The sequence below is a fragment of the Variovorax sp. GW531-E2 genome (assembly GCF_059423125.1).
Genome location: NZ_JBWKXQ010000070.1, coordinates 14,056 through 37,473, shown reverse-complemented (window position 1 = coordinate 37,473; position 23,418 = coordinate 14,056). Strand labels below are relative to the sequence as shown.

Sequence of the window (23,418 nt, the reverse complement as noted above, 5' to 3'; positions counted from 1 at the left end):
CGCCCGCCCCTGCGCCCGACATCGCGCTGGAGCGCGAGAAGAAGCTCAAGGAACAGAAGGCGCAGAAGGAGCGCGAGCTCGAGCAGCAGCGCGTGCAGCAGCAAAAGAAGAAGGAGCTCGAGGCCAAGGAGCGCGCCGAGGACGAAGCCGAGCGCAAGAAAGAACAGCAGAAGAAACTGGCCGAGCAGAAGAAGCAGCAGGAAGCCGAGGCCAAGCAGGCCGAAGCGAAGAAGGCGGAGGCAGCCGCCAAGCAGGCCGCAGCCGACCGCGCCGCGACGCTCAAGCGCATGCAAGGCCTGGCGGGCGCCAGCGGCAGCGACGATGCCAAGGGCAACGCCCAGCGTTCGTCCGGCCCGTCCAGCGGCTACGCCGGCCGCATCGCTGCCGCCGTGCGCCCGAACATCACCTTCCCCGATGCCGACAGCGTGAACGGCAACCCCGAGGCCGAGTTCGAAGTGCGGCTGGCACCCGACGGCACCATCGTCGGCGTCAAGCTCGCCAAGTCCAGCGGCCTGCCCGCCTGGGACGAAGCGGCCGAACGCGGCCTGCGCAAGACCGACAAGCTGCCGCGCGACACGGACGGGCGCATCTTCCCGTCGCTCATCGTCACGCTCAAGCCCAAGCGCTGACACTCGCAATCACCTACATCGTGGGTGATTGCAAGCGACACCACCCGCTCGTTTAGGATCGTCGGCAACTCATTGTTGCTGGCGCTCCTGACATGGTCGACTCTTTCCCTGCCGTTCGCCTCCAAGACCTGACGCCGCTGCCCTACCAGCAGGCACTGGCCGCTCACCTTCAGGCGAACGAACCCGAGGCCTGGCGCTGGGCCGCCTCCGCCGAAGCGCGCGAAGAACACACGGCCGCCATGCGCGCCGAACTGCTGCGCAGCGCCTACCGGCTCGACGCCGACGCGCACCCCGACCTGCATGCCGACGCCACCCTGGCCGCGCAGCGGCTGGGCGTCACGGCGCGCATCACGCTCTACCAGGCCCCGTCCGGCGACGGCGCGGCCATGAACGCCGCGATCTACGTCGTGCCGGGCGAGGCGCACATCGTGCTCTCGGGCCCGCTGCTCGAAAAGCTGCAGTCGCCCGAGCGCCAAGCCGTGCTCGGCCACGAGCTCGCGCACTACCTGCTGTGGGAGCGCGACGGCGGCAAGCACCACGTCGTCGACCGCCTGCTGCACGCCACGGCGGCCGACCCGCGCGCCGACGCGAGCCACCTGCAGGCCGCGCGGCGCCATGCGCTGTACACAGAGGCCTTTGCCGACCGCGGCGGCTGCGTGGCCTGCGGCGCGCTCGAACCCGCCGTGAGCGCGCTCATCAAGATCGAGACCGGTCTCACGCAGGTCAACGTGGCGAGCTACCTGGCGCAGGCCGAGGAAATCTGCGCCGACCCCAACAACAAGGCATTGCAGACGCGCGGCGTGAGCCACCCCGAGGTGTTCGTGCGCGCCCGCGCGCTGCGCCTGTGGGCCGGCCGCGAGCACGACGCCGACGAATGGCTGGCCGCCGCGCTCGAAGGTCCGCTCGACCTGGCCACGCTCGACGTGCTCGGCCAGCAGCGCGTGAGCGCGCTCACGCGCGGCACCCTGGCGCAGCTGCTGCAACGGCCCGTGCTGCAGTCGGAGTCGCTGCTGGCGCATGCGCGCCGCTTCTTCCCCGACTTCGCGCCGCCCACCTCGGCCATGCCCCCGCCCGAACCCGCGCCCACCGGCCTGCACGACTACCTGGCCAGCGTGCTGGTCGACTTCGTCGCCGCCGATCCCGAGATGGACGACGTCACCCTCGCCGCCGCGCTGGGCCTGGCCGATGCGCTCGGCTGCGACACGCCCTTCGAACAGCGCGCGCTGAAGGACCTGGGTCTTTCCAAGCGCAACTTCACCCGCGTCAAGCGCGACGCCGCCGCCTTGCTCGACAAGGCCGCCACTTCTTCTTCGCAGGCCGCCGCCGCATGACCCTCGCTCCCGCCCCGCTCCTGCAACTGCTCGCCACCGCCGAGGCCCACGGCGGCCTGCAGACCGACGACGTGCTCAAGCTCGTGCTGCCGCTGCTGCGCGAGGTCTCGGCCCTGCACGACCTCGGCCACGTCGCCGCGCTCGGCAACGCCTTCGCCTACCGCGTGACCGACGCACCCGCCGAACCCGCGCTGGCACTCGTCCAGCCTGAAGGCACGGCACCACGCCGCCACCCCGAGGCCATCGCGCCCCTCGAACAACCCGCCGCCTCCGTGCTGCGCGTGGTCGGCGAAACGCGCCTGACCGTCGATGCCGACGCCGGCGTGGCGCTCGAGAACCTCGCGGTGATGCCCGAGGCCGGCCCCGACACCGTGCCCACGCGCCCCGTCTACCTGCCCGGCTACACCGCGTGGGAACTGCGCCTGGGCCACCACGACGCGCTCGGCGACATCCTGTGCCTGGGCCAGGTGCTGGCCAGCCTGTCGTGCGGGCTCGACTTCACCGACGGCGACGACCTGACCCGCTTCGCCACGCACCGCGGCAACCTGTTCGAACTGAACCGCCGGCTGCACCCGGTGGTGGCCGCCGTGATCTTCGAGATGACCGCGCTCGACCGCCACGAGCGCGCGCGCGACCTGCCCTCGGTCATCCGCCGCCTCGAGACCTACCGCGACCAGCCCGTCGACCTCGGCCTGGACCGCATCGCACCGGCAAGGGACGGCGCGGGCCAGCGCCGCCAGGCGATCCAGCTGCACCTGCGCGACCGCCTGTTCGACCTGTCGCGACGCAACCGCCTGCTGTACTTCAAGCCGACGCAGGCGCATGTGAACCTCACCATCGCCAGCGTGCCGCTGGTGGTCGACCTCAACAGCATCCGCACCGACCAGCTGTGCGTGTGGGACGGCCGCTTTGCCGCTGACATTGCCAGTTGCGACCCCGTGCCGCTCGCGCGCTGGCTGCGCTTCGAGGACCAGCCCTACCTGCCGGGCGCGCTCGACCGCATCCTGCAGGAGGCGCGGCGCGACCGGGCCGAGTACGGCTTCTCGCAGCTGTCGCTGGTGATCGCCTTCCTGCGCTGGCACAACCTCAAGGAAGGCGAGGCCGAACGCGCCGAACGCATCGCCTCGCCGCTGCTGATGCTGCCGGTGGAGCTGACGCGCAAGAAAGGCGTGCGCGACCAGTACCTGCTCGAAGCCTCGGCCAGCGAGGCGCAGGTGAACCCCACGCTGCGCCACCACCTGCGCCAGCTCTATGGCATCGCGCTGCCCGAGACGGTGGACCTGCGCGAGACCTCGCTCGAGCAGTTCCATGCGCAGCTGTCGGCGCAGATCGCGCAGAGCGAGCCCGGCGTGCAGCTGCGGCTCGTGAAGCAGCCCGAGATCGCCGTGATGCACCAGCGCGCGCGCCAGCGGCTCGAACAGTTCAAGCGCCGCACCCGCGTGCGCTCGCCCTCGGCGGTGCCGGTGGCCGCGCAAGACTTCAGCTACGCGCAGGACGACTTCCGCCCGCGCGGGCTGCAACTGTTCCATGCGCGCGTGCGACCCGTGCCGCTGCCGGTGCGCGAGGCCATCGGCGGCGCGCCGCAGCCGCGCGCGCCGCAGATGGCGGCCACGGCGGTCGACGACACCGAGCGCAAGACCTTCGCGCTGCGCGAGAGCAGCGGCAACCCCTACCAGTGGGACATCGACCTCACGGCCGTGACGCTGGGCAACTTCAACCACCGCAAGATGTCGCTGGTGCGCGACTACTCGGGGCTGGCCGAATCCGACCTGGCGAGCGAAGCCTTCGACCGCGTGTTCTCGCTGCAGCCGCGCCGCGTCGACGGCGAGACGCCGCCCGCGCTGCCGCTGGCCGACCAGTGGCCCGTGGTGCAGGCCGACGCCACGCAGACCGCCGCGGTGGCGCTGGCGCGCACCGGCACCAGCTACATCATCCAGGGCCCGCCGGGCACGGGGAAGTCGCAGACCATCACCAACCTGATCGCCGACTACGTGGGCCGCGGCCAGCGCGTGCTCTTCGTCTGCGAGAAACGCGCCGCCATCGACGTCGTGTTCCACCGCCTGCGCCAGCAGGGGCTGGACGAGCTGTGCTGCATGATCCACGACTCCCAGGGCGACAAGAAGGCTTTCGTGCAGAACCTGCGCAAGACCTACGAGCTGTGGCTCGAGGCGCCTGGCACGCTGGCGCAGGAAAGCACCGAGCGCACGCAGGTGCTCGACGCCATGGACCTCGACCTGCGCGCGCTCGAACGCTTCGACGCCGCCATGCACGACGTGCCCGAGCACATCGCGGTGACGCTGCGCGAGCTGCTCTCGCGGCTGGTGGCGCTCAAGGCTGGCGACCCGTCGCTCACGCCGCTGCAGGCCGAGGCGCTGCCCGCGTTCGCGGCCTGGCGCCGGCATGCGGAGCTGGTGTCGCGCCTGCACCTGGCCGTGACCGAAAGCCTGGGCGCGCCCAGCTTCGCGCAGCATGTGTTCGCGCAGCTCGCACCCTCGCTGCTGGCGCAGGAGAAACCGCTGGCGCGGCTGGTCGAACGCAGTGAACGCGCCATCGACCTGAGCGCCCCCTGCCGCGATGCGCTGGTCGACGCCTGGCCACCGCTGGCCGAGGCCGGCGTGCTGTGGCGCGATGCGCTGGCCGTGGTGGCCGATGCGCGCAGCGTCGCCTCGCTGGCCGCGCGCGGCCAGCTGGCGCTGCTCGATGCGGCGCACCCGAGCAGCCTCGCGCTCGGCACCGCCCTGAACGAAAGACGCACGCTGCAGCAGGCGCTCGACGCGCAGCTGCAGCGCACCGCCCACTGGCGCGACAAGCTCTCGCCCGGCGACACCGAGGCCGCGCTCGCGCAGGCCCGCGCGCAGCAGGGTTCGCTGCTGCGCTGGCTTCAGCCCTCGTGGTGGCGCCTGTCGGGCGAACTCAAGCGCCGCTACGACTTCGCCGCGCATGCCGTGCGTCCGCAGCCCAGCCAGATCCTCGAAGACCTGCGCGCCGAACAGGCCGCGCGCACCGCGCTCGACCAGCAGGCGGCGCGCCTCGAGGCCGACTACGGCTGCACCGACGCCGAGGCTTTCGCGCAGCAGCTGCAGGCGATGCGCGGCATCGACGCCGGCGCCGGCCTGCGCGCGGCGTTCCAGGCCCACCTGCGCACCGACGCGGGCCGCCGCAGCGTCGAACAGCTCGTTGCCGCCGCGCCGCGCGTCGACACGCTCGACGCTCTCTGGCGCGACCTGTTGCACGACGCTGGCGCGCAACCGCTGGACGCGCTCGACGCCCTGGCCCGCACGCTGCGCGACCAGGCCGACGCGCTGCCGTCGGTGCTCCAGCCGCTGCAGGAACTGGCCGACGCCGACCCGGCCGTGGCCGCCGCGCTGCGCACCCTGCCGCTGCCGCCCGAGGCCATCGAGTACGCCGTCGCGCGCGAAGGGCTGGAGCGCGTCTACCGCACCGAGCGCTGGCTGCCGCGCTTCGACGGCGCCACGCTCGCGCGCCATGCGCAGCGCCTGGGCGAAGGCGAACGCAAGCTGCTCGAACGCAATGCGCGCACGCTCGCCGCCGCGGTGCGCCAGCGTTTCCGCGACCATGTGCAAAAGAGCGCCCTGCCCGCCAGCCAGCTCGACGCCGACGGCAAGGTCTTCAAGAAGAGCTACAACGCCGGCCGCCGCGAGCTCGAGCACGAGTTCGGCAAGACCATGCGCTACAAGGCGATCCGCGAACTGGCCAGTGGCGACACCGGCCGCGTGGTGCGCGACATGAAGCCGATCTGGCTCATGAGCCCGCTGTCGGTGTCCGACACGCTGCCGCTCGCGGCCGACCTGTTCGACGTGGTGATCTTCGACGAGGCCAGCCAGATCCCGGTCGAAGAAGCCGTGCCCGCGCTGTACCGCGCGCCGCAAATCATCGTGGTGGGCGACGAGATGCAGCTGCCGCCCACGAGCTTCTTCTCGTCGGGCCGCGACGCCGAGGAAGACACCGTGTCGGTGGCAGGCGACGATGCAGAAAGCGGCGAGGAAGGCGAACGCATCGCCGTCGTGCTCGACGCCGACAGCCTGCTGAACCAGGGCGCGCGCAACCTGCCGGCCACGCTGCTGGCCTGGCACTACCGCAGCCGCTACGAATCGCTCATCGGCTTTTCGAACGCGGCCTTCTACGCGGGCAACCTCTACACCATTCCCGACCGCAGCCTGCCCGCGCCCGAGCGCGGCGAGATCGTGGTGCAGTCGCGCAGCCCGACGGACGAGTCCGTGAAGGCGCAGGTCGACGCCCTGCTCTCGCGCGCCATCAGCTTCCACCGCGTGGCCGATGCGGTGTACGAGAACCGCATCAACGACGGCGAGGCGCGCCACATCGCGCAGCTGGTGCGCGAGCTGCTGCGGCGCGAGACCGGGCGCAGCCTGGGCATCGTGGCGTTCTCCGAGGCGCAGCAGGGCGAGATCGAGGAGGAGCTGAACGCGCTCGGCGCGGTCGATGCCGACTTCGCGGCGCGGCTCGAAGCCGAGTACGTGCGCGAGGAAGACGACCAGTTCTGCGGCCTCTTCATCAAGAACCTGGAGAACGTGCAGGGCGACGAGCGCGACATCATCATCCTCAGCATCTGCTACGGCCCCAACCCCGAGGGCCGCATGCTGATGAACTTCGGCCCCATCAACCAGCGCGGTGGCGAGAAGCGGCTGAACGTGATCTTCAGCCGCGCGAAGCACCACATGGCGGTGGTCTCGACCATCCGCCACGAGGCGATCACCAACGACCACAACGAAGGCGCGGCCGCGCTGAAGAACTTCCTGCGCTATGCCGAGTGCCTGTCACGCGGCGACGAGGACACGGCGCGGCGCGTGCTCGAAGGCATGAACCCGCTGGCGCGCGGCCACGTGGCGCGCCAGGCGCGCACGGACGAGGTCACGGCGCAAATCGCGCAGGCGCTGCGCGCACGCGGCCATGCGGTGGACGAACAGGTGGGGCAGTCGCGTTTTCGCTGCGACCTCGCGGTGCGCGCATCGGGCCAGGGCCACTATGCGCTGGGCCTCCTCGTGGACGGTGCGGCGCAAGAAGGCACGCGCCACAACGTGCTGGAGCGCTACGTCTCGCGTCCGCGCATCCTCGACGCTTTCGGCTGGCAGGTGATGCAGGTGCTGGCCAAGGACTGGCTGCACGCCCCCGAGGCCGTGCTCGACCAGGTCGAGCAGGCGCTCGGGAAAAAGGCGGAGGTCAGCGCAGGACGGTGATGACGCGCTTGACGTCGAGTTCGGTCTTGCCGGTGAGCCGGTCCTTGTCGAACTCGCCGCTGAGTTCGACGCGCACCTTGTCGTCGATCTTCACGCCCGGCGGGAAGTACTTGGCGTCGATCTCGACCTTCAGGCGGCCCGTGTCGTCGGCAAAGGTGTAGTGCTCGCCACCATCGTGCGAGACGATGAAGCCGCGCACCGTGGCGTGCTGGTCGTCCTGGCCGGTCTCGATCAGCTGCTTGACCGTCAGGTTCGGCACCGAGCTCGGGCCGGCGTACTGGGCCCAGGCCGCGGCCATGGGCAGCGCCACGCCGAACGTCAACGCGGTGGTCTTGAGGATCTTCTTGAAATGCATGCGGTCATTCCTCCTGTGAGTGGCCCAAGGCCAGGTTGCAACAGACTGATGGACCGCGCGCAGGCCCCGAGGTTCCCCGGGGCCGCGCGGCCCGATCAATCGTAGACGACCTGCGCCTTGCCCGCTTCGGCCTGCGCGGTCCAGCTCGCGAGCGCCGCATCGGTCGGGAAGAACTTCGCGCGCTCGCCCAATTGCAACTCGACCTGCGCCCCGCCCCGCGCCATGGACAGGCGCACGGGCAGGCCATGCACCAGGTCACCGACCTCGGTCTGCTCGGTGCGCGCCGGAAAGTCTTTCAAGAGGCGCGCGATCTCTGGCACCTTGCCGTTGACCGCCACGCGCAGAAACTTCCCGAAGCGGCAGCGCGCCGAGGCCAGGTCCCACACCTGCTGCACCTGGAAGCGCGCTTCGAAACCGCCGCGCGCGGGCTGCAGCTTGCCGCTCACGATGACGAGCTCGTCGTCCTTCAGCGTGTTGCGGTTGGCGTTGATGAGCGCCTCGTCGGCCGTGGCGTCGATGGACTCCGACTTGTCGTCCAGCTTGAAGATCGCCAGCCGGCCGCGCTGGCCGTTGATGACGCGGAAGTCGCTCACGATGCCGGCGATGACCTGCGGGTCACGGCTGTCGAGCAGGTCGCCGATCTCGCGCTTGCAGAAGCGCCGCACCTCGTGCGAAACCTCGTCGAACAGGTGGCCCGACAGGTAGAAGCCGACGGCCGTCTTCTCGAAGGTCAGACGCTCTTTCACGCCCCAGGGCGTGGCGTCGACCAGGTCGGGCTCCTGCGTGGCCGAGCCGTGCTCGCAGTCACCGAAGATGTCGGCCTGCGAAGCATTGGCCGCCGTGGCAATGGCGAACTCGAAGGCGCGGTCGACCGAGGCGATGAGCGAGGCGCGGTTCTGCTGGATGGCATCGAACGCGCCGGCCTTGATGAGCGCTTCGACCGTGCGCTTGTTGATGCGCTGGCGGTCGATGCGCACGCAGAAGTCGTACAGGCTCTTGAACGGCCCGCCCTCTTCGCGCGCGCGCACCACGGCCTCGACCGCGAGCTGGCCCGTGCCCTTCACGGCGCCCAGGCCATACCGGATGATCCGGTTGGTGACCGGCTCGAAGCGGTAGTTGCCGCGGTTCACGTCCGGCGGCTCGAAGGTGATGTTGAAGTTCTTCTGGGCGTCTTCGAACAAGAGCTTGAGCTTGTCCGTGTCGTCCATTTCCACGGTCATGTTGGCGCAGAAGAACTCGGCCGTGTAGTGGACCTTGAGCCAGCCCGTGTGGTACGCCAGCAGCGAGTAGGCGGCGGCGTGCGACTTGTTGAAGCCGTAGCCCGCGAACTTCTCCATCAAGTCGAAGATTTCGTCGGCCTTGTCCTGCACGATGCCGTGCGTGGCCAGGGCGCCCGCGCGGAACTTCTCGCGGTGCTCGGCCATTTCCTCGAGCTTCTTCTTGCCCATTGCGCGGCGCAGCAAGTCGGCGCCGCCCAGCGAGTAGCCGCCCAGGATCTGCGCGGTCTGCATCACCTGCTCCTGGTAGACCATGATCCCGTAGGTCTCGGAGAGCATCTCGGCCACGGCCGGGTGTGGGTACTCCACGTCTTCGCGGCCGTGCTTGCGCGCCACAAAGCTGGGAATCAGGTCCATCGGGCCCGGGCGGTACAGCGCGTTCAGCGCGATCAGGTCTTCCAGGCGCGTGGGCCGGGCGTCCTTCAGCATGCCCTGCATGCCGCGGGATTCAAACTGGAACACGGCCTCGGTCTTGCCGTCGGAGAACAGGCGGTAGGTCGGCCCGTCGTTCAGCGGGATGTTCTCGAACGCGAAGTTCTCCTGGCCCTTGTGGCGCTTCATGATGAACTCGCGCGCGATCTCCAGGATCGTGAGCGTGGCCAGGCCCAAGAAGTCGAACTTCACGAGGCCGATGGCTTCGACGTCGTCCTTGTCGTACTGGCTCACGGCCGATTCGCTGCCGGGCTGCTGGTACAGCGGGCAGAAGTCGGTGAGCTTGCCCGGCGCAATGAGCACGCCCCCGGCGTGCATGCCGATGTTTCGCGTCATGCCTTCGAGCTTCTGCGCGAGCTCGACCAGCATGCGCACTTCTTCTTCCTTCTCGATGCGCTCCGCCAGCTGCGGCTCCATCTCGATGGCGTAGTTGTTCTTGTCGCCTTCGATCTTGGTCGCGGGCGGGTACTGCAGCGTGACCGACATGCCCGGCTTGTTCGGAATCAGCTTGCTGATGCCGTCGCAGAACATGTAGCTCATGTCGAGCACGCGGCCCACGTCGCGGATGGCCGCACGCGCGGCCATGGTGCCGAAGGTGGCGATCTGGCTCACGGCGTTGCGGCCGTACTTGTCCTTCACGTAGTCGATCACACGGTCCCGGTTGCCCTGGCAGAAGTCGATGTCGAAGTCGGGCATCGAGACGCGTTCGGGGTTCAGGAAACGTTCGAACAGCAGCTTGTATTCGAGCGGGTCGAGGTCGGTGATCTTCAGCGCGTAGGCCACGAGCGAGCCCGCACCCGAGCCCCGGCCCGGGCCCACGGGGCAGCCGTTTTCCTTGGCCCACTTGATGAAGTCGCCCACGATCAGGAAGTAGCCGGGGAAGCCCATGTTCAGGATCGTGTTGATCTCGAACTCCAGGCGCTCCACGTAGCGCGGCCGTTCGGCCTCGCGCTTGGCTTCGTCGGGGTACAGGTGCTTCAGCCGCACCTCCAGGCCTTCGAACGACTCCTGGCGGAAGAACTCGCCGATCGGCATGCGCACGCCTTCGCTAATGAAGGGCGTGGGAAAGTCGGGCAGCTGCGGCTTGCCGAGCACCAGCGTGAGGTTGCAGCGCTTGGCGATCTCGACCGTGTTGGCCAGCGCGCTCGGCACATCGGCGAACAGCGCCTGCATCTCGGCGCTCGACTTGAAGTACTGCTCCTCGGTGAACTTGCGCACGCGGCGCGGGTTGCCAAGAATTTCGCCTTCGGAAATGCACACGCGCGCCTCGTGCGCCTCGTAGTCCTGGCGTTCGGCGAACTGCACCGGGTGCGTGGCCACCACCGGCAGCTTCAGGCGGGCGGCGAGCTTCACGGCGGCGATCACGTGCGGCTCGTCCTCGGGACGGCCGGCGCGCTGCAGCTCGATGTAGAAACGGTGCGGGAACATGCCCGCCAGTTGCAGCGCCAGTTCGGCGGCGCGCTCTTCCTGGCCCTGCAGCAGCGGCTGGCCCAGCGGCCCGGCCTGTGCGCCCGACAGCGCGATCAGCCCGCCCTGCAGTTCCTGCAGCCATTCGAGCTTGCAGGCCGCCTGCGACTGGCCGCGGCCCACGTTCTGCGTCCAGGCCCGGGCCAGCAGTTCCGACAGGTTGAGGTAGCCCTCCATGTTCTGCACCAGCAGAATGAGGCGGGTCAGCGCGCCGGGCTCCTTGCCCAGCCCGTCGATGAAGATTTCAGCGCCGATGACGGGCTTGACGCCCTTGCCCCGGCCCTGTTTGTAGAACTTGACCGTCCCGAACAGGTTGTTCAGGTCGGTGATGGCCAGCGCGGGCTGCTTGTCGGCAGCGGCGGCCTTGATGACTTCGTCGATTCGATTCGTGCCATCGACGACGGAAAACTCGGTGTGCAGACGCAGGTGAACAAACATCCGTCGATTGTAGGAAGCGCCACCCCACGATGTGGTGCGGTGATCCCTACAATCCCGCCCCGTGCAAGAGATTTTGAATATCGCCGCCTACAAGTTCGTGGGCATCAACGACAGCCCCGTGCTGCGTGAGACCCTGCGCGAGCGCGCGCAGGCCCTGGGCCTGATGGGCACGATCCTGCTGGCGCCCGAAGGTATCAACCTGTTTCTGGCGGGGACGGCGCAGGCCATCCACGCCTTCCTGGCCGAGCTGCGCGCCGACGCGCGCTTTGTCGACCTCGAAACCAAGGAAAGCTGGTCGGCCACGCAGCCCTTCCGGCGCATGCTGGTGAAGCTCAAGCGCGAGATCATCCGCATGGACCACCCCGCGATCCAGCCCGCCGCCGGCCGCGCGCCCGGCGTGGACGCGCCCACGCTCAAGCGCTGGCTCGACCAGGGCCACGACGACGAGGGCCGCGAGATCGTGATGCTGGACACGCGCAACGACTTCGAAGTCGACGAAGGCACCTTCGACGGCGCGATCGACTGGCGCATCACCAAGTTCACCGAATTCCCGCCCGCCCTGAAGGCGCACCGCGCCGACTTCGAGGGCAAGACGGTGGTGAGCTTCTGCACCGGCGGCATCCGCTGCGAGAAGGCGGCCATCCTCATGCGCGAGGAAGGCGTGGAGCACGTGCTGCAGCTCGAAGGCGGCATCCTCAAGTACTTCGAGGACGTCGGCGGCGCGCACTACCACGGCGACTGCTTCGTGTTCGACGGCCGCCGGGCCCTGGCGCCCGACCTCAGCGCGCGCGCATCGGATGCCAGCGCCCGGGCCTCGGAAGACCCGGACATCGGCATCAAGCAATAAGCAAAAGGCTCAGCCCGGCGTCGTGCCCGTGTCGGGCTCGCGCACGCCGAAGGGCTTGCCCGGCAGCGGAATGAACTCGGTCTCGCCGGGCACGTGGCCCATGCGCTGCGCGGCCCAGTCGGCGCCGGCTTCGAGGATGCGTTCGCGCCGGCTCGAGACGAAATTCCAGGTGATGTAGCGCGGGCCGTCCAGCGGCTCGCCGCCGATCACCATCAGGCGCACGGCCGTGTCGGCAGTGAACACCGCGCCCTGCCCGTCGGGCAGCACCGCCATCGTGTGGGCGGGCGCGGGCTCGCCGTTCACGCTCGCATCGCCGTCGACCATGTAGACCGCCAGTTCAGGCGCCAGCGCGGGCAGCTCGAAACGGCCGCCGGCCGGCAGCGCGATATCGAGGTAGACCGTCTGCGCCAGCGTCTTCACCGGCGAGCGCACGCCGAAGGCCTCGCCCACCAGCACGCGCACGGGCACGCCCTGCACCGTCAGCTCGGGAATGGCGTCGGCCGGCGTGTGCTCGAAGCTGGGCTCGACCTCTTCATGGGCCTGCGGCAACGCGGCCCACAGCTGCAGGCCGTGGTTCACGAAAGTGTCGGCCAAGAGGCGCTCGGGCTTGCGCTCGGAGTGCACGATGCCGCGCCCCGCGGTCATCCAGTTGATGGCGCCGGGCAAGATCTCCTGCACGCTGCCGAGGCTGTCGCGGTGCATCATCGCGCCCTCGAACAGGTAGGTGACCGTCGACAGGCCGATGTGCGGGTGCGGGCGCACGTCGTGCGCGTTGCCGGGCTGCTCGGTGGCCGGGCCGAAGTGGTCGAAGAACACGAAGGGCCCGACCGAGCGGCGCTGCGCCGCCGGCAGCACGCGCCGCACGTTGAAGCCACCGCCCAGGTCCTTGTCGTGGGGCCGCAGCAATTGGATTTCGGGGATGGTGTCGGTCATCGTGGTGTCCTTGTGGGCGAAGTTCGGTGGGGCGTTATGCGCGTGACCTTGCCACCGCGCCCACGCGCTCGCCGAAGGCGCGTGCCGTCTCGAGGTCGCCCTTGGGCATCTCGGCCGGGCTCGCGTCCGAGGGCGACTGCGTGAGCAGCCCGCCGTAGCCGCCGACGTAGTTCATCGCGTCGCGCGTGGCCGCCTTGTTGTTGGTCGGCAGGATGCCCATGCTGACCCAGATGCCGCTGTGCTGCATGGCCAGCGTCCACAGGTAGGTCATGGTCGTGACCTTGTCGCCGTTCATCGTGGCGCTGTTGGTGAAGCCGGCGAAGAGCTTGTCTTTCCAGCCTTGCGTGTACCAGACCTTGGACGACGCATCGGCGAATTTCTTGAACTGCCAGCTCACGCCGCCCATGTAGGTCGGCGAGCCGAAGACGATCGCGTCGGCCGCGGCCAGCGTCTCCCAGCCACCGGCCGGCAGGTTGCCGTCGGCGTCGATGGCGAGCAGCTGCGCGCCCGCCCCGTCGGCCACGGCCTGGGCCACGCGCTGGGTGTGGCCGTAGCCGGAATGGAAGACAACGACGATGTTTGCCATGAAACGGATTTCCTCAAAGAAGCGATGAAGTCAGCAGGCCGAGCCCCAGCTCCACGACGATCGCGATGACTGCCGCCACTTGCGGCAGCGGTGCGCCCACCGAGGAGATGTATCCCACGGTGCCGGCAAAGCCCATGAGCTTGCCGAAGCCGGCGGGCACGAACAGCGCAGCGAGCAGTACGCGGCCGATGAGTGCCAGGGTGTCCTGGGCAGCGTTGGGGGCGGTGGTTGTGGTGGTAATGGCCATGGTGAAACTCCTCGTTGGTTGTTGAAGCGAAAGGAACAAAGAAAAGAAAAAAGACGCCGTCTCAGGCCGTCAGGTCGAACACCAGCACTTCGGCATCCTTGCCGGCGCCGAGCGTGAGTTGCGATTCGCCTTCGAGCATCGCGGCGTCGCCGCCCACGAGCTTCTGGCCGTTGACTTCGAGCTCGCCGCGCACCAGGTGCACGTAGCTCTTGCGTTGCGGGTCGAGCGCCAGGCTGGCAGTCTCGCTGCCGTCGAACAGGCCGGCGAACAGACGCGCATCGGCGTTCACCGTCACCGAGCCGTCGCGGCCGTCGGGCGAGGCCACCAGGCGCAGGTTGCCGCGCTTTTCGGCGTCGCTGAACTGCTTCTGCTCGTAGCCGGGGGCGATGCCGCGTTCCTTGGGCTCGATCCAGATCTGCAGGAAGTGCGTGGTCTGGTCGGCCTTGTGGTTGAACTCGCTGTGCATCACGCCACGGCCGGCGCTCATGCGCTGCACGTCGCCCGGCGGAATGGATTCGATGTTGCCCATGCTGTCCTTGTGCGCGAGTTCGCCCGAGAGCACGTAGCTGATGATCTCCATGTCCCGGTGGCCGTGGGTGCCGAAGCCAGCGCCCGCCGCCACGCGGTCTTCGTTGATCACCCGCAGGTTGCCGAAGCCCATGTAGGCCGGATCGTAGTACCCCGCGAAGGAAAAGCTGTGGAACGAGCGCAGCCAGCCATGGTCGGCATAACCGCGTTCCTGGGATTTACGCACTTGCAACATATCGAACTCCTTGCTGCCCCACCCGGTTCGGGCGCCGGGGCTTTCGTCGTGGGCCGCGCCGGATGCGCAGCGGATGAGAAGAATTCTGGACCTCCATCCCCCTCTGAAAGACGCCCGGTTTTGATGGCATCATTCAAATTATTTGAATGATGGAGCCCGCCCCATGACGAGCGCCCGAGACGTCCTCACCCCCGACGCGCTGGCCATGCTGCAGACGGTGGCCACCACCGGCAGCTTCGCCGCCGCCGCGCGCGCGCTCGGCCTGGTGCCCAGCGCGCTGAGCTATCGCGTGCGCCAGATCGAGGACGCGTTGGACGTGCTGCTGTTCGACCGCAGCGCGCGCCAGGCCCGCATCACCGAGGCCGGCGCCGAACTGCTGCGCGAGGCCGCGCGCCTGCTCGGCGAAATCGACGCCGTGGCCAACCGCGTGAAGCGCGTGGCGACCGGCTGGGAGCCGATGCTGACCATCGCGGTCGACAGCGTGATCGCGCGCGACCCGCTGCTCGACCTGTGCACCGCCTTCTTCGCGCTCGAGCCGCCCACGCGCCTGAAGCTGCGCGACGAAACCCTGCTGGGCACCATCGAGGCGCTGACCAGCGGCGAGGCCGACCTGGCGATCGGCGCGGTGCTCGATGCCGCGAGCCTGGCCTTTACCGCCACCGGCATTCGCAGCCGGCCGATCGGCGAACTGCGCTTCGTGTTCGCGGTGGCGCCGCACCATCCGCTCGCGCGCCTGCCGCAGCCGCTGAGCGATGCGGTGCTGCGCCAGCACCGCGCGGTGGCCGCGGCCGACTCGGTGCGCAGCGGACCGAGCATGACCGTGAACCTCGTGGGCGGGCAGGACGTGCTCACCGTGCCCAGCATGCAGGCCAAGATCGCCGCGCAGCTGCACGGCCTGGGCGGCGGCTTTTTGCCCGAGCCGATGGCGCGGCCCTACATCGAGGCGGGCCACCTCGTCGAGCTGCAGACCGAACGCCAGCCGCCGCTGGGCACCATGCACTGCGCGTGGCGCGTGCGCAGCGCGGGCAAGCCGGGGCGCGCGCTCGAATGGTGGCTCGCGCAGTTCGAGCACGAGGGCACGCGCAAGGCGCTGCTCGAACGGCACCGGGGCCGTTGAACGCCACGCGATGACGGCGTCATAAGGGTCGCCCCCAGCCCGGGGACGCGCGCAGACCGAGGTAGAGTGTGCACGGCCTCCTCAGTCATCACCCTGTCAAAAGAAAAGAGTCCGCCATGCCCAAAGCCAAAGCCCGCGCCACCGCCGACCGCCACCGAACTCCCGCCGCCGCCCGCCATTTCGCCGTGATCGGCGCCGGCATTGCCGGCGTGGCCTGTGCCCGCACGCTGATGCAGGCCGGGCACCGTGTCACGGTGTTCGAACGCGAGGCCACGCCGGGCGGGCGGATGGCGAGCATCGACACCGCCTTCGGCCGCTTCGACAGCGGCGCGCAGTACTTCACCGTGCGCGATCCGCGCTTTGCGCAGGTGCTGGCCACCACGCCCGCGCTGTGCCGCCCCTGGAGCGCCAACCTCGTGCGCGTGCTCGACGCCCACGGCCGCGTGGCCGAGGCGGCGCTGCCCTCGCTGGAGCCGCACTGGGTCGCCCAGCCCGGCATGGACGCGCTCGTGGCCCACTGGGCCGCGCCGCTGGGCGAACACCTCGTCACCGGCACGCAGGTCACCCGCATCGAGCCCGACGCGCTCGACGCCACCCGCTGGCAGCTGCGCACCGCCGGCGCGGACGATTCGCAGCACGTGTACTCCGGCTTCGACGCCGTGCTGCTGGCCGTGCCGCCCGCACGCACCCGCGAGCTGCTGGCCGGCGGCGAACGCTCGGCCACGCTGAGCCGCAAGATCGAACCCGTGCGCATCGCGCCCTGCTGGACGCTGATGATCGCCTTCCCCCAGGCCAACCAGGCCAACATGTCGCACCTCGGCCCGCAATGGAACGTGGCGCGCAGCACCCACCACCGCGTGGCTTGGCTGGCGCGCGAATCGTCCAAGCCCGGCCGCGAGCGCGTCGAGCGCTGGACCCTGCAGGCCAGCGCCACCTGGTCGCAAGAACACCTGCGCGACACGCCCGCCCGCATCGAGGCCAAGCTGCTGCGCGCCTTCTCGGAGATCACCGGCATCCACGCCACGCCCAGCCACGCCAAGGCGCGCTGCTGGCCCGAGGCGCAGACGCAGGTGCCCGTGGGCCAGACCCACCTGTGGGACGCCAGGGCGCGCATCGGCATCGCCGGTGACTGGTGCATCGGCCACCGCGTGGAAGACGGTTTCGTTTCGGGCCTGTCGCTGGCCCTCGCAGTTCTCTAAGAAAGGATGCGGGCCACCGGCCGCTTCGCCCCCTCGCCCACCGGCCCGCTGCACGCCGGCTCGCTGGTGGCCGCGCTCGCGAGCTGGCTCGACGTGCGTGCGCGCGGCGACAGTGCGCGCTGGCTGGTCCGCATCGAGGACGCCGACACCGAACGCTGCCTGCCCGGCATGGGCGAACACATCCTGCGCCAGCTCGCCGACTGCGCCCTGCTCCCCGACGAAGCGCCCGAGTGGCAGACGCAGCGCACCCCGCACTACGAGGCGGCGCTGGCCGCACTGCAGACGCGCGGCCTCGCCTACCCCTGCGGCTGCTCGCGCAAGGACATCGACCTGGCCCTGGCCCGGCTCGGCCATGCGCACGAGCGCCACGGCGAGCGCGTCTACCCCGGCACCTGCCGCGACGGCCTGCACGGCAAATCCGCACGCGCCTGGCGCTTTGCCGCGCACCGCATGCCGGCCGGCGACCTGCACTGGCACGACCGCCGCCTCGGCCCGCAGCAGCAGGACGTGCAGCGCGAGGTCGGCGACTTCGTGCTGCGCCGCGCCGACGGCCCCTGGGCCTACCAGCTGGCCGTGGTGGTCGACGACGCCGAACAGGGCGTGACCGACGTGGTGCGCGGCGAGGACCTGGCCGACAACACCGCGCGTCAGATCCTGCTGCAGCAGGCGCTCGGCCTGCCCACGCCGAGCTACCTGCACACGCCGCTGGTGCGCGGCGCCGACGGCGACAAGCTCTCCAAGCAGAACGGCGCCACGGCCATCGACACCGCGACGCCGCACGCCGCGCTGGCCGCGCTCGATGCCGCCGCGCACGCCCTCGGCCTGCGCCCCACGGCGGCCGACCACTGCACCGCTGCCCTGACCGGCTGGGTGCCCGAATGGCGCGATCTCTACAATTCGCGGCCCTCATGAACATTCCCGACACCGTGTCCCACGACCTCCCGCCCGGCGACGACCTGCCCGCATCCCCCGAAGACGACGCCACCGACGGCAAGCCGCACCCGCTGCACCGCCGCCTCAAGAGCTTCGTGAAGCGCGCCGGCCGCACCACCGACGGCCAGGCCCGCGCCTTCGCCGAGCTGGGCCCGCTGTTCCTCGTGCCCTACACGCCCGAACGGCTCGACCTCACGGCGGCCTTCGGTGGCCGCGTGGGCCCGACGGTGCTGGAGATCGGCTTCGGCATGGGCGAGGCCACGGCCCACATCGCCACGGTGCTGCCCGAGACCAATTTCCTGTGCTGCGAGGTGCACGAACCGGGCGTGGGCGCGCTGCTCAAGCGCATCGGCGAGCAGTCGATCTCGAACATCCGCATCTGCGCGCACGACGCGGTCGACGTGATCGACCACATGCTGCAGCCCGGCACACTGGCCGGCGTGCACGTGTTCTTTCCCGACCCGTGGCACAAGAAGCGCCACAACAAGCGCCGCCTGATCCAGCCCGAGTTCGTGACCAAGCTGGCGCAGCACCTGCGTCCCGGCGGCTACATCCACTGCGCCACCGACTGGCAGCCCTACGCCGAGCAGATGCTCGAAGTGCTGGGCGCCGAGCCGCTGCTGCGCAACACCGCGCCGGACACCGGCTACGCGCCCAAGCCGGCGTACCGCCCGCTCACCAAGTTCGAGAACCGTGGCCTCAAGCTGGGCCACGGCGTGTGGGACCTGGTGTTCGAAAAGCGCGCCTGAGCGCGCGTCACCTTCCCCCGCTCACTCGACGAGCTTGAAGCGGAACGGCAGCCGCATGCGGGCGCGCACCGCACGCCCGTCCGCGGTGCGCGCCGGGTCGAAGTGCCATCCCTTGAGCGAATCGGTCGCCGCCTGCGACAGCAGCGGGTGCGGCGAGCGCTCGACGCGGATGTCTTCGGGCCTGCCGTCCACGCCGACGAAGAAGGCCGTGACCACCAGGCCCTCGATGCCCTCTTCCACCAGCGCGGACGGGTAGCTGGGATAGCGGCGCTGGCGGATCACCGGTTCCGTCACGACCGCGTCCGCCGCGACGCGCGGATCGGCGCGCGGCGCCGCCATGAGGGTCGGCCCCGACGGCAATGCCATCGGCGGCCCCGCCGGTGGCAGCGGTGGCGGCTCGATCGTCGATGGCGGCGGCAGGGGCGGCGGCTCGATCATCGGTTGCGGCGGCTGCGGCGCAGCCACCGGCACGAAGACCTCTGGCGCGGGCAGCGCCTTTTCCACCACCTTCGATGGGGGCGGCACGACGCAACCGGCGAGCGCCGCGCACATCCCTCCCAGAACCCAGGACACAGTTGTTTTCATCAGGGCAATTCTGGAGCACCCGCGCCTTCCTCCCTGGCCTCGAAATTGCTACACTTTTTTACTATTGTTAGCAAAAGGTAGCCAATGAACGCGTCTCGCAGGACATGGCTGGGAAAAGCCTCCGCAACGCTGCTTCTGGGAAGCGGCCTCGGCATCACCCGTCCCTTGCTGGCACAGACGCCACGCCCGGCCGCCGCCGGGGCCCGCGTCGTCCTGCTCGGCCAGTCGGTGCCGCTCACCGGCAGCGCCAACGAGATCGGCAACGCCTTCGCGGCCGGCAGCCGGCTCGCCGTGAGCGACTTCAACACGCGCAACGCCGCCACCGGCCTGCAGCTGAAGCTGCTGCAACTGGACGACGGCTACGACGCCGCGCGCGCCACCACCAACGCCCGCACCCTGCTGGGCGCGAACAAGGCCGACATGCTGTTCGGCTTTGTCGGCACCGCCAGCAGCGAGGCTGGCGCCAAGGTGGCCACGCAGCAAGGCAGCCTGCTCTTTGCGCCCTTCGCCGCCTCCGACACGCTGCGCGGCCCCGAGCACCCGAACGTGTTCCATGTGCGCCCCGGCATGATCGACGAGGCCCTCAAGATCGTGCGCCAGTGCGCCACGGTGGGGCAACAGCGCATCGCGCTGGTGGGCGACGACGACGCCATGGGCCGTGCCGGCCTGGCCGCCGTGCAGCAGGCCGTCACCGAACTCAAGCTGCCGCCGCTGGTCGCGAGCGCGCTGGTGCCCGCGGGCGCCGACAAGCTCGACGCCGCGCTGAAGACCGTGCAGCAGCAGACGCCCCAGGCCATCGTGCTGGTGTCGCTCTCGGGCACCACGGCCAGTGCCATCCGCAAGCTGCGCAAGAGCGGCTACACGGGCAACTTCATGGCCTTCTCGATCGTCGGCATCGACCCGCTCTACGCCGAACTGGGCAAGGACATCGGCGGCATCGTGATCTCGCAGGTGGTGCCCTCGCCGCGGCCCTCGGCCATTCCGATCGTCAAGGAGTACCTCGCGGCGGTCGACAACTCCGACCAGACCGCGTCGTACGAAGGGCTCGAGGGCTTCATCGCCGCCAAGGCCGCGGGCGAGGCCGTGCGCCGCGCGGGCCGCGGCTTCAACACCGCGACCCTGCAACGCACGATGACCGCGATGACCGACTACGACGTGGGCGGCTTTCGCATCAACCTGCGCCCCGGCCTGCGCGACAACGTGCGCAGCATCGACCTCATCAGCATCTCGGCCGACGGCCGCGTGCTCCGCTGACGCGCCTCACACGGCGCTGTCGCGCAGCAACTCGGTGAAGCGCTGCTGCACATACAGCGCCGTCGCGCCGAGCGGCCGCCCCTGCAGCCACAGCATGCGCACCGACAAGCGCGGCAAGGCCAGCGACGGGCACGGCACCTCCTTCAGCGCCTTGCTGAAGCCCTCGTAGCGCGCGATGTTGATGGGCAGCACGGCCCAGCCCAGGTTGTCGGCCACCATCTCGGCCGTGCTGTAGAAGCTGTCGGAGCGCCACACGCGCGGGCTGTAGGCCACCTCGTGCACGTCGTCCGCGTGCATCAGCAACTGGCGTTGCCGCGCCAGGTCCTGGCGCCGCACCGTGCGGCCGTCGGCCAGCGGATGGTCGCTGGCCACGAACACGCCCTGGCGCACGCTGCCGATGTGGCGCTGGTCGAAGCTGGCGCGCACCGGGCCGCGGTCGAAGTGAAAGGCCACGCTGGCGCGCTCCTGTTCGACGTAGTCGGCCACCTCGGTCGCGGTGCCGTTGAGCAGTGTGAGCTCGAGGCTCGGAAACTTCACCGACAGCTCGCGCATCAGCGTGCCGATGGCGGTGTACGGCAGGGCCTCGTCCAGCGCCAGCGACAGCGCGGCCTCGTCGCCTTCGTGCAGCGAGCGGGCGCGCTGGTCGAGCTGCTCTGCCTGCCGCAGCAGTTCGCGCGCCTCCAGCAACAGCACCCGGCCCGCGTCGGACAGCTGCGCGTTGCGGCGCGAGCGGTCGAACAGCGCCACGCCGAGGTCGACCTCGAGCAGCCCGATGGCGGTGCTCACGGCCGACTGGGCCTTGCCCAGGTGGCGCGCCGCGGCCGAAAACGAGCCGCATTCGGCGGTCGTCACGAACTGGCGCAATTGGTCGACGGTCCATTCCATTTTTGCCACCTACTCATCTATTTATCAGATGGATTTCATCTTTATTCATTCATTTTAATGGCGCAACATGGCGCCATGACGAATGCAAACAACAAGACGACACCGGCGTTCGAACTGAGCTGGTGCAGCGATCCTTCCCAGGCGCAGGCGTTGACCGCCCTGTTCCTGCAGCAACTTTCCCCTTCCTACATCTCCCACTCGGAACTGCAGGAGCAGCGCGCCGTGGCCCTCGGCGAATGGCGCGCCGACCTGCCCGCCGTCTTCATGGCGCAGGTGCGCGAGACCCTGGCGCTGGACCCGGCCACCGCCCACGCCCGCGTGGCCGTCGCGCGAGCTGACGGCGCACTGGCCGGCTTCGCGCTGGTCTCGATCGACGACACCCGCCGCGCCACGCGCAGCTTCGCGACGCTCGACGACCTCGTCGTCGATGCGCGCTTCCAGGGCCTGGGCCTGGGCGGCCGGCTCTTCGACTGGGTCTGCGCCGAGCTGCAACGCCACGGCATCCAGCGCCTCTTTCTCGAAAGCGGCATCGGCAACGCGCGTGCGCACGACTTCTTCCACGCACGCGGCTGCGCGACGGTCTCGGTGACGATGCTCAAGGAACTGGACGGCGCCACCGCACAGCCGCACGACCGGAGGGCCACGCCATGAACGGCTTGAACCCCACCGCCAAGAAATGGATCACGCTCGGCATCGTCTCGATGGCGCTGCTGCTGATCGTGGTCGACATGACCGTGCTCTACACGGCGCTGCCCACGCTCACGCACGACCTGGCCGCGTCGGCCACCGAGAAGCTCTGGATCCTCAACGCCTACACCGTGGTCGTCTCCGGCTTCCTGCTGGGCATGGGCGCGCTGGGCGACCGCGTGGGCTACCGGCGCATGTTCGTCGCGGGTCTTTCCGTGTTCGGCGTGGCCTCGCTGTGCGCAGCCTACGCGCCGAACCCCGCCGTCCTGATCGCCGCGCGGGCCCTGCTGGGCGTGGGCGCGTCGATGATGATGCCGGCCACGCTGGCGATCCTGCGGCTGGTGTTCACCGACGAGCGCGAGCGGGCCGTGGCCATCGGCGTGTGGGCCTCGGTGGCCTCGGGCGGCGCGGCGCTCGGGCCGGTCGTGGGCGGCGTGCTGCTCGAGTACTTCTGGTGGGGTTCGGTGTTTCTCATCAACGTGCCCGTGGTGGTGCTCGCGCTGGTGCTGGCCCTGTGGCTGCTGCCGACGCAGAAGAACACCGGCACGCGCCCGTGGGACTTCATCGGCTCGGTGCAGGTGCTGGTGGGCCTGGTCTTCCTGGTGCTGACCATCAAGGAGCTCACCAAGTTCGCGCCCTCGGCCACGACAGCCGCCATCACCGGCGCACTCGCCGCGGTGGCCATGGCCCTGTTCGTGCGGCGCCAGCGGCGCAGCAGCGCGCCGCTGATCGACTTCCGCCTGTTCCGCAACGCGTACTTCTCGGGCGGCGTGATCGCGGCCATCGTGGCCTCGGTGGCGCTGATCGGTGTCGAGCTGGTGTTCAGCCAGCGGCTGCAGCTGGTGGTCGGCCTCACGCCGCTGCAGGCCGGTCTCACCCTGCTGCCGCTGCCGTTGGCGGCCTTCGTGGCGGGGCCGCTCGCGGGCCTGCTGCTGGCGCGCATCGGCTCGCGCCCCGTCATCCTGGGCGGCCTCGTGACCACGGCGCTCGCGCTGTGCGCGCTGGTACTGGCGGTCGATGCCGCAGGCCTGCTCAAGCCGGCGATCCTGGTGCTGCTGGGGCTGGGCGTGGGCGCGACCATCACGGCGGCGTCCAACGCGGTCATGAACAACGCGCCCGTCGAGCACGCCGGCATGGCGGCGTCGATCGAAGAGGTGTCGTACGAACTCGGCGGCGTGCTGGGCATCGCGCTGCTGGGCAGCGTGCTCTCGGCGAGCTACACCGCCGCGCTGGTGATTCCCGACGGCCTGGCCGTGCCGGCCTCGGCCGGCGACAGCATCGACGCCGCGCTGCTGGCCGCCGAAACGCTGCCCGCGCCGATCGCCTCGCAGCTCGTGGCGCTCGCGCACACGGCCTTCGACCAGGCCTTCTTCTCGGTGATGGGCGTGGCCGTGGCGATCGTGGTCGCGGCGGCCTGCGCCGTGGCGTTCCTCGGCTGGCGGGCCCGCCCGACGAGTGCGCAGCGCACCCGGCGCTGCGCGTAACCGG

At 69.9% G+C, this 23,418-nt stretch carries 18 protein-coding genes and 1 pseudogene; 11 read left to right on the top strand and 8 right to left on the bottom strand.

What is annotated here, in order from left to right; genetic code table 11:
- From tolA to AC07XP_RS28025, 3 genes are all read left to right on the top strand, one after another.
- On the top strand, positions 1–629 hold a 629-nt coding region (tolA, locus tag AC07XP_RS28035), incomplete at its 5' end, for a cell envelope integrity protein TolA (RefSeq protein WP_492744875.1).
- Between the two features lie 92 nt (positions 630–721).
- Positions 722–1,960, top strand: coding sequence for a SprT-like domain-containing protein (locus AC07XP_RS28030; protein ID WP_495266507.1), 1,239 nt, complete (start codon positions 722–724; stop codon positions 1,958–1,960).
- The gene (locus AC07XP_RS28025) at positions 1,957–7,176 is read left to right on the top strand and encodes a PDDEXK-like endonuclease domain-containing protein (RefSeq protein ID WP_495266506.1); all 5,220 of its coding nucleotides are present in this window, start codon (positions 1,957–1,959) and stop codon (positions 7,174–7,176) included. Before AC07XP_RS28030 ends, AC07XP_RS28025 begins: the two co-directional genes overlap by 4 nt.
- Here AC07XP_RS28025 and AC07XP_RS28020 read toward each other — a convergent pair.
- Together AC07XP_RS28020 and dnaE are read right to left on the bottom strand one after the other, a co-directional pair.
- Positions 7,160–7,531, bottom strand: coding sequence for a YgiW/YdeI family stress tolerance OB fold protein (locus AC07XP_RS28020; RefSeq protein WP_083259096.1), 372 nt, complete (start codon positions 7,529–7,531; stop codon positions 7,160–7,162). The two genes, AC07XP_RS28025 and AC07XP_RS28020, sit on opposite strands and share 17 nt — an antisense overlap.
- A gap of 95 nt (positions 7,532–7,626) precedes the next feature.
- Positions 7,627–11,145 (bottom strand): DNA polymerase III subunit alpha, encoded by a 3,519-nt coding sequence (gene dnaE, locus AC07XP_RS28015; RefSeq protein WP_495266505.1) that lies wholly within the window; start codon positions 11,143–11,145, stop codon positions 7,627–7,629.
- A 61-nt stretch (positions 11,146–11,206) separates the two neighbouring features.
- Between dnaE and AC07XP_RS28010 the strand changes: the two genes are divergently transcribed.
- Positions 11,207–11,992, top strand: a complete 786-nt coding sequence (locus AC07XP_RS28010; protein WP_495266504.1) for a sulfurtransferase — start codon at positions 11,207–11,209, stop codon at positions 11,990–11,992.
- Between the two features lie 9 nt (positions 11,993–12,001).
- Here AC07XP_RS28010 and AC07XP_RS28005 read toward each other — a convergent pair whose 3' ends face one another.
- The 4 genes and pseudogenes from AC07XP_RS28005 to AC07XP_RS27990 all read right to left on the bottom strand — a co-directional run bounded on the left by AC07XP_RS28005 (position 12,002) and on the right by AC07XP_RS27990 (position 14,521).
- Positions 12,002–12,925 (bottom strand): pirin family protein, encoded by a 924-nt coding sequence (locus AC07XP_RS28005; protein WP_495266503.1) that lies wholly within the window; start codon positions 12,923–12,925, stop codon positions 12,002–12,004.
- Positions 12,926–12,959: 34 nt separating this feature from the next.
- The gene (locus AC07XP_RS28000) at positions 12,960–13,511 is read right to left on the bottom strand and encodes a flavodoxin family protein (protein WP_495266502.1); all 552 of its coding nucleotides are present in this window, start codon (positions 13,509–13,511) and stop codon (positions 12,960–12,962) included.
- A 34-nt stretch (positions 13,512–13,545) separates the two neighbouring features.
- Positions 13,546–13,758 (bottom strand): annotated as a pseudogene (locus tag AC07XP_RS27995) (DoxX family protein); the annotation flags it as partial.
- Positions 13,759–13,819: 61 nt separating this feature from the next.
- Positions 13,820–14,521, bottom strand: a complete 702-nt coding sequence (locus tag AC07XP_RS27990) for a pirin family protein (RefSeq protein ID WP_495266501.1) — start codon at positions 14,519–14,521, stop codon at positions 13,820–13,822.
- 163 nt (positions 14,522–14,684) lie between these two features.
- Between AC07XP_RS27990 and AC07XP_RS27985 the strand changes: the two genes are divergently transcribed.
- The 4 genes from AC07XP_RS27985 to trmB all read left to right on the top strand — a co-directional run bounded on the left by AC07XP_RS27985 (position 14,685) and on the right by trmB (position 18,519).
- Positions 14,685–15,638 (top strand): LysR family transcriptional regulator, encoded by a 954-nt coding sequence (locus AC07XP_RS27985; protein WP_095947849.1) that lies wholly within the window; start codon positions 14,685–14,687, stop codon positions 15,636–15,638.
- Positions 15,639–15,754: 116 nt separating this feature from the next.
- Positions 15,755–16,837, top strand: coding sequence for an NAD(P)/FAD-dependent oxidoreductase (locus AC07XP_RS27980; RefSeq protein ID WP_495266500.1), 1,083 nt, complete (start codon positions 15,755–15,757; stop codon positions 16,835–16,837).
- A 6-nt stretch (positions 16,838–16,843) separates the two neighbouring features.
- A complete protein-coding gene (gene gluQRS / locus AC07XP_RS27975; RefSeq protein ID WP_495266499.1) occupies positions 16,844–17,749 on the top strand; it encodes a tRNA glutamyl-Q(34) synthetase GluQRS in 906 nt (301 codons plus the stop codon).
- Positions 17,746–18,519 carry a tRNA (guanosine(46)-N7)-methyltransferase TrmB gene (trmB, locus tag AC07XP_RS27970; protein WP_495266498.1) on the top strand — a complete coding sequence of 258 codons (774 nt, stop codon included), beginning with the start codon at positions 17,746–17,748 and terminating at the stop codon, positions 18,517–18,519. Before gluQRS ends, trmB begins: the two co-directional genes overlap by 4 nt.
- Before the next feature lie 21 nt (positions 18,520–18,540).
- Here the strand turns inward: trmB and AC07XP_RS27965 are convergent, their stop codons facing one another.
- Positions 18,541–19,092: an energy transducer TonB gene (locus AC07XP_RS27965; protein ID WP_495266497.1), complete on the bottom strand. Its 552-nt coding sequence runs from the start codon at positions 19,090–19,092 to the stop codon at positions 18,541–18,543.
- 96 nt (positions 19,093–19,188) lie between these two features.
- On the opposite strand from AC07XP_RS27965, the gene AC07XP_RS27960 reads away from it, so the two are divergent.
- Positions 19,189–20,358, top strand: coding sequence for an ABC transporter substrate-binding protein (locus tag AC07XP_RS27960; protein WP_495266496.1), 1,170 nt, complete (start codon positions 19,189–19,191; stop codon positions 20,356–20,358).
- 6 nt (positions 20,359–20,364) lie between these two features.
- Here the strand turns inward: AC07XP_RS27960 and AC07XP_RS27955 are convergent, their stop codons facing one another.
- Positions 20,365–21,243 carry a LysR family transcriptional regulator gene (locus AC07XP_RS27955; protein ID WP_070060373.1) on the bottom strand — a complete coding sequence of 293 codons (879 nt, stop codon included), beginning with the start codon at positions 21,241–21,243 and terminating at the stop codon, positions 20,365–20,367.
- 75 nt (positions 21,244–21,318) lie between these two features.
- On the opposite strand from AC07XP_RS27955, the gene AC07XP_RS27950 reads away from it, so the two are divergent.
- On the top strand, positions 21,319–21,894 hold the full coding sequence (locus tag AC07XP_RS27950; RefSeq protein ID WP_495266495.1) for a GNAT family N-acetyltransferase: 576 nt from the start codon (positions 21,319–21,321) through the stop codon (positions 21,892–21,894).
- Positions 21,891–23,414 carry an MFS transporter gene (locus AC07XP_RS27945; protein ID WP_495266494.1) on the top strand — a complete coding sequence of 508 codons (1,524 nt, stop codon included), beginning with the start codon at positions 21,891–21,893 and terminating at the stop codon, positions 23,412–23,414. Before AC07XP_RS27950 ends, AC07XP_RS27945 begins: the two co-directional genes overlap by 4 nt.
- The last annotated feature ends 4 nt before the right edge of the window (positions 23,415–23,418 follow it).